Annotated in this window: 1 protein-coding gene; it reads left to right on the forward strand. The window is 44.9% G+C overall.

All coding sequences use genetic code 11. The annotated features are described in order from the left end of the window. Nucleotides 1-4,666: non-ribosomal peptide synthetase (locus A4R26_RS05790; RefSeq protein ID WP_133054564.1), on the forward strand; the 4,666-nt coding region annotated here is incomplete at both ends.

Raw genomic sequence — 4,666 nt, forward strand, 5'->3', positions numbered from 1 at the left:
CTCGATATTGAATATTGTTCCGACCTGTTTTTGGCGGATACTATGCAGCGTTTTATGCATCATTACGAAGCGCTGCTGGCATCGATTGCTGAGGAACCCGGGCTGCATATTGATAATATTAATATGCTGCCTGCTGAAGAAAGAGAAATTATACTTGGGAAAAAAGTATCAGGCAACGGGCATTGGTTCAACCAGGGCTGGAAGGAGCTGGGTAATCACGTGCCCATGAATGTGAGGTTTGAACAGATCGCTCAACAAAAAGCAACCGCCATAGCCGTAATTCATAACGATCAACAGTGGACTTATGAACGGGTAAATACACTTGCAAATCAAATCAGTCATACGCTCATTGCAACGGGAATAACGCCAGGGGATTGTGTTGGCGTTTATCTCGACAGGGATCCTGTTATGATAAGTTGTTTGTTAGGGATCTTGAAAGCAGGCGCCGTTTATATTCCGCTCGATACGCAAAATCCACCGGAACGTATACAGAAGATGATGGCCGGGAATGGGATGAAAGCGGTAATAAGCAACGCCCGTCTTATCAAAAAAGCGGCCAGTATACCTGTAAACCGGGTGGTGATAGTAGATGAAATGGACGATGAATTGATGTTACAGGCCGCGGCCGCAGGCATTCACATAACTGATCATTCAATTATAGCCGCAGCCGGTTTTGATAACCCTGTCAATAGAAATGAGTTGCACAGCTGGGCCTATGTGTTGTATACATCCGGTTCAACAGGTGAGCCCAAAGGCGCCATTTTACAACATGAAGGCGCCATGAACCACATTCTGGCAGAGTACCAGGCAATGGAGCTGCATAATAACGCCAGGTTACTGCAAAGCGCCGGTATTGGCTCCGATATTTCTGTTTGGCAAATACTCGGGCCGCTGGTAATGGGTGGTACGGTGGTTATCATAGATAAAGAAAACCTGCTCGATTACAGCCAGCTCACGACGATAATAGAAAGAGAAAGTGTAAACCTGGTTGAATTTGTTCCTACTTATCTGTGGGGGCTGGTGGAATACATAAAGGGTATTGATACTCCGCCTGCATTGGAAACGCTTTCATGGATCATGTTAACCGGCGAAAAGATACCGGTTAAACTTGTGAGTGAACTAAAGCAGCTGTTCCCGGGTATACGTTTGTTGAATTGCTACGGCCCTTGTGAGGCTTCGGACGATGTGGTACAGTATGAAATAAAAAGTATACCTGATAAAGATCAGTTGCATGTACCCATTGGTGTTCCTATACCCAATATGAACGCATTTGTAATGGATAAAACAGGTGCGTTATGTCCGGTAGGCGTCGTAGGAGAATTAGGCATCTCAGGTGTAGGTGTGGGACTTGGCTACCTGGGCATGCCGGAGAAAACTGCTTCTTCTTTTATTAAAAATCCATTTTCCGGTACATTAGGAAATATTATCTATAGAACAGGTGACTTGGCGAAATGGTTGCCCGATGGAAACCTGGTGTTTTTGGGAAGAATGGATAACCAGGTAAAGATCAGGGGGCACCGGGTAGAATTGGGAGAAATAGAATCCTTTATAAGAAAAGAGCCCGATGTAAAAGATTGCCATGTCATAATTTATAAGGACGATAATGAACAGGAATGCCTGCCGGCCTTTATTGTACTTCAAAACAAAATAAAAAATACGTCCATAAGGGAAAATAGTATAAGAATTGCCTGCAGCGAAGGATTGCCTTCTTTTATGCAACCTACGCACTTTTGTATTATAGATGCCATGCCCATCAACGTAAGTGATAAAGTAGATGAGCATAAACTGATAAAATTATTCCTCGATCTGAATATCGGCTTATCGGCGCAGGATACAAACTATGTTGAACCCCGTAATGAAGTGGAACAAAAGCTGGTGGAGATCTGGAAAAAGATACTGAATGTTGAGCGCATAGGTGTTTTTGACAATTTCTTTCAAATTGGCGGTCACTCCCTGTTGGCAACCCGGGTAATCAATATGATCAGGAAGGAGATCGAAGCCGATCTGTCGATAGGCGACTTGTTCAGAAAACCTGTAATTAATGACCTTGCAGCACTGGTAGCAACCAGGCAAAAGAAAATAGTGTTGTCGCCTCTTGTTCCTATGGAACGGCCTTCGCAGATCCCTTTATCCTGGTCGCAGGAACGCATCTGGTTCATCGACAAATTACAAGGCAGTACTAATTATCATATCCCCTCCGTAGCAAAATTAACCGGCCATGTGAACGTTGACATAATAGCGGCTGCCTTTAAGGCGATTGTAAACCGGCACGAGATCTTACGTACGGTTTACAGGGAAGAAGAGGGTATGGCATTTCAGGAAATTTTACCCGAAAATACCTGGCAACTGACACATGTTGTTCCTGATACCGGTGTTGATGAATATATAGCCGCCGCCATCAGTAAACCCTTCGACCTGGCCCATGATTTTATGTTACGGGTTCACCTTGTTCAATTGAATACGCAGGAGCATGTGCTTATTATGGTGATCCACCATATTGCATCGGATGGATGGTCAGGCGCCATTTTGATAAATGAACTGGTGGAACTTTACCGGTCAATAAAACAGGATAAGTTACCAGACCTTCCGCCATTACCTGTTCAGTATGCAGACTATGCGCTGTGGCAAAGAATTAACATGGATAAGGTGATCGGTAAAAAACTTTCTTACTGGGAAAAGAAATTGAAAGGGGTAGAGCCGCTTCTTTTACCAACCGATTTTAAACGGCCGCTTGTACAAAGCGCTCATGGAAGATCCATTCATTTTATCATAAATAATGAACTGACCGCAGGCCTGCATGAACTGGCGAAGCAGGAAAGCGTTACTTTATACGTTACCCTGCTGGCCGTGTTTAAAGTGCTATTATTCCGGTATACGGGGCAGGAAGATATTTGCGTGGGCAGTCCTGTCGCCAACCGGTCACAAAAGGAAACAGAGGCTTTGATCGGTTGCTTTATCAATACCATCGCTTTGCGAAGCAACCTTACTCAGCAACAACACTTCAGAGAGCTGTTGCTGCAATTAAAAGAAACTACGCTTGAAGCATACAATCACCAGGATGTTCCTTTTGAAAAGGTGATTGATCAGGTAGTAACAAACAGGGATCTGAGCCGCAGCTCTTTATTCCAGGTATTGTTTACATTGGATAATAACGAGGAAGCGGGGGCGATCGATCTGGGCGACATTGTTCTGTCGGATGTTTCCTTTACACCCAACACTGCTAAATTTGACATCAGCGTTAATATCTCGGAAATTTCCGGCGAGCTTCGGATAGAGTTTGCTTATTACAGCGATCTCTTCCTGGAAGAAACCATTTTGCGAATGGCAGACCATTACCGAAATCTGTTGATGACTGTGGTAGAAAACAGGAACACCGCGATCGGCCGGCTCCACATGCTCAGCGTTACAGAAACGAGGCAGCTTACCACCGGGTTCAATCAATCGGCGGTTGAATATCCGAAAAACAAAACCCTGGTACACCTGTTTGAAGAGCAGGTGGCTAAAACACCGGACCATACTGCCCTGTTTTTTGAAAATGAGCAGTTAACCTACCAGCACTTGCAGGAGCAGGCGAACCAGCTGGCCCATTTCATTCGTAGTAAGGGAGTTCAGGAAAATACACCGGTAGGTATTTACCTCAACCACCCGCTCAATACCATAGTGGCCATCTGGGGTATATTAAAAGCCGGTGCAGCCTATGTACCTATCGATGCCGAACTGCCGGCCGGCAAGGTCAATTATATTATCGAAGATACCGGTATGAAATTGCTGGTGACAAATGAGGCATTGGCAAAAGGAATTGAACAAGGTAAAGTTCAAACAGTGTTGATAGATGCCGGCCTACAGGCCATACAACAACAGGGTAAAGAGAATGTAGCGGCCAATTATTCTTCTGCACATGCCGCTTATATTATATACACTTCCGGCACTACCGGCAAATCCAAAGGCGTTCTTATTACCCACCGTAACCTGGTGGATTATTTTTACGGTCTTTTTGGCGCAACCGGTATAACCTCGAACAAAACATTTGCCCTGATGTCGACCATGGCGGCCGACCTGGGAAATACCGTTTTGTTTGGCGCTTTATTGTCGGGCGGAACATTACACTTATTCTCCCGGGATACGCTTCGGGATGCAGATGCTTTGCAGGCATACTTCAACAGGCAGGTCATAGATTGTATAAAAATAGTTCCCTCGCACTGGAATGCGATCTGTGCTGTAGAACAATTGCCGGTTAAGAAAACCCTCATATTTGGCGGAGAAGCGTTGCACATGGAGATGATCGAAAAAATAAGATCGGTAAATCCTGCTATTCACATAATAAATCATTATGGGCCTACAGAAACTACCATTGGGAAATTGATCCATCACATTGACCCGCAGCGTCATTATCACGAGATACCCATAGGTATGCCGTTTTCGAACACGGAGGTGTATGTGCTGAATGATCATCAAATGCTGTGTCCGGTTGGAGTAGCCGGCGAATTATTTATAAGCGGAGACGGCGTGTCTGTTGGTTACTGGAACAAACCCGGTTTAACGGCTGCTAAATTTATTGAGGATCCATATGTAAAAGGCAGGCGGATGTATGGTACCGGCGATGTAGTGCGCAGGTTGGCAGATGGCAATATTGTATTTCTTGGCCGTAAAGACGACCAGGTGAAGA

It is taken from the genome of Niastella populi, from assembly GCF_002078015.1.
In the GTDB taxonomy this organism is placed as follows: Bacteria; Bacteroidota; Bacteroidia; order Chitinophagales; family Chitinophagaceae; genus Niastella; species Niastella populi.